The sequence below is a fragment of the Mesorhizobium sp. M7A.F.Ca.AU.001.01.1.1 genome (assembly GCF_004022735.1).
Classification (GTDB): Bacteria; Pseudomonadota; Alphaproteobacteria; order Rhizobiales; family Rhizobiaceae; genus Mesorhizobium; species Mesorhizobium ciceri.
The window spans coordinates 1-2,449 of sequence record NZ_RZPF01000856.1 but is presented as its reverse complement, the minus strand read 5'-3'; the positions used below and the strand labels follow the sequence as shown (position 1 = coordinate 2,449).

General features: G+C 63.3%; 2 protein-coding genes. Both read right to left on the bottom strand.

Annotated features, from left to right (window positions below; genetic code table 11):
- On the bottom strand, window positions 1-1,440 hold a 1,440-nt coding region (dnaE, locus tag EN884_RS32960), incomplete at its 3' end, for a DNA polymerase III subunit alpha (protein ID WP_128361007.1).
- A gap of 107 nt (window positions 1,441-1,547) precedes the next feature.
- Window positions 1,548-2,449, bottom strand: a 902-nt coding sequence (locus tag EN884_RS32955; RefSeq protein ID WP_128361006.1) for a biotin/lipoyl-containing protein, incomplete at its 5' end; no start/stop codon positions are given.

The window sequence follows — 2,449 nt, the reverse complement described above, 5'->3', positions numbered from 1 at the left end:
GCGCAGCACGGCGCGCGCCTGCAGCGTACCGAAGGTGATGATCTGGCCGACCTGGTCGCGGCCGTATTTCTGCTGGACGTAGCGGATGACCTCCTCGCGCCGATCCTGGCAGAAGTCGATGTCGAAGTCGGGCATCGACACGCGGTCGGGATTGAGGAAGCGCTCGAACAGCAGCGAGAAGCGCAGCGGATCAATGTCGGTGATGGTGGTCGAATAGGCGACCAGCGAGCCTGCGCCCGAACCGCGGCCAGGCCCGACCGGAATGCCTTGCGCCTTGGCCCATTTGATGAAGTCGGCAACGATCAGGAAGTAGCCGGGAAACTTCATCTTGGTGATGATGCCAAGCTCGAAGTTCAACCGCTCGCGGTATTGCTCGACCGTATAGCCCGCGGTCGGGCCATGCATGGCAAGGCGCGCGTCGAGCCCCTCATGGGCCTGGCGGGCCAGTTCGTCGGCTTCCGCCTGCACGGCGGCGTCATTGTCGGCGACATCGCCGCCGGTGAAGCGCGGCAGGATCGGATTGCGGTTCTTCGGGTAATAGGAGCAGCGCAGCGCGATCTCGACAGTGTTGTCGATCGCCTCCGGCAGGTCGGCAAAGAGCCTTGCCATATCGGCCTGGCTGCGCAGGAAATTGTCGGGCGACAGCCGGCGGCGGTTGTCGGCGGCAACGACCGATCCCTCGGCAATGGCAATCAGCGCGTCATGTGCGTCATAGTCGTCGCGAGAGGAAAAGAACGCCTCGTTGGTGGCGACCAGCGGCAGTTCATGGGCATAGGCCAGATCGATCGAGGATTTTTCGATCACGCGATCATAACCGGAAACCCGATCAAGCTCGACATAGAGCCGGTCGCCGAACATCTCCTTGAGAGTCAGAAGCCGGGCTTCGGCCAGATCGCGGCGATCTTCCTTGAGCGCGGTGCCGATCGGTCCGCGCGGTCCGCCGCTGAGGCAGATCAACCCGTCACAATAGCCTTCCATCATTTCCGTGGTCAGGTGCACGGCTTCGCCCGGCGGCGTTTCGAGGTAGACGCGGCTGACCAGCCTGACCAGATTGGAATAGCCCGCCTCGGTCGCGGCAAGCAGAACGACCGGCCGCATATCGGGACCTTGCCGTCGGCGGTCGCGCTGGCCATCGCTGTTTTCGCCGGAAAAGGCGAGCGCCGTCTGGCAGCCGATGATCGGCTGGATGCCGTCCTTCACCGCCTTCTGCGCGAATTCGAGCGCGCCAAACAGGTTGTTGGTGTCGGTAACGGCGATGGCCGGGGCTTCGTCCTTGACCGCATGAGCCACCACCTTGCCGATCTGCAAGGCGCCTTCCAGCAGCGAATAGGCCGAATGCACGAGCAAATGGACGAAGGGCCGCGCCGGGGCCTCCGGCCGCGCCGCAGCAATCGCCGCTTCTCGCTTCAAGGGATCGCGGGGGAGTTTTTCGTCGGCCATGGTGCTGCGTGAAGGTCCTTGAGTCGATGGAGATGTATTGTCCGGGACCGCGCGATGCCAGTCCAGCACAAACCACTGCTGATCACAGGCTGCCTGCCCGGCTAGCCCTAAGCAAACTCCATGATCACAGCGTCGACAGCCAGGCTGTCGCCAGGCTTGGCGTTGAGTTTGGAGACGACAAGGTCGCGTTCGGCACGCAGCACGTTTTCCATCTTCATCGCTTCGACCACCGCCAATGTCTCGCCTGCCTTGACCTCCTGGCCTTCGGCAACGGCAATCGACACGACAAGGCCAGGCATCGGGCAAAGCAGCAGCTTCGACGTGTCCGGCGCCACCTTTTCGGGCATCAGCCTTTCCAGTTCGGCGGTGCGCGGCAGCATGGCGCGCGCGGTCACCGACATGCCTTTCCAGGCGATGCGAAAGCCATTGGCGACCGGCCTGACCTGAGCCGTAACCTTGCGCTTGCCGACCGTACCGCGCCAGACCAGATCGCCCGGCCGCCAGCCGGATGCAACGGTCAGCGCCTTGCCGCCCGCGATCGACAGATCGACTTCCATCGGAATGGAAATCATGCCCTCGATGATGGACGCCGACAGATAGTCATCATCGATCTTCACGACCCAGTCGCGCTTCAGCGCTCCCGAATGCGGCGCCAGGCGCCCGCCCAGCCGGTCAAGCCGATCACGTCGCAGCAGTTCCACTGCGGTCGCGATCGACGCCAGCACCGCTTTCTCGTCGTCGTTCGGCACGACCGGCGCGAAACCGTCGGGATATTCCTCCGATATGAAAGCGGTCGATATCCGCCCTTCCCGCCAACGCTGATGCTGCATCAAGGCAGCCAGGAACGGAATGTTGTGCTCGATTCCGTCGACGACGAAGCTGTCGAGCGCTTCCGACATGGCATCGATGGCTTCCAGACGCGTCGGCGCCCAGGTGCACAGCTTGGCGAGCATCGGATCGTAGAACATCGAGATTTCGGAGCCTTCGGTGACGCCGGTGTCGTTGCGGA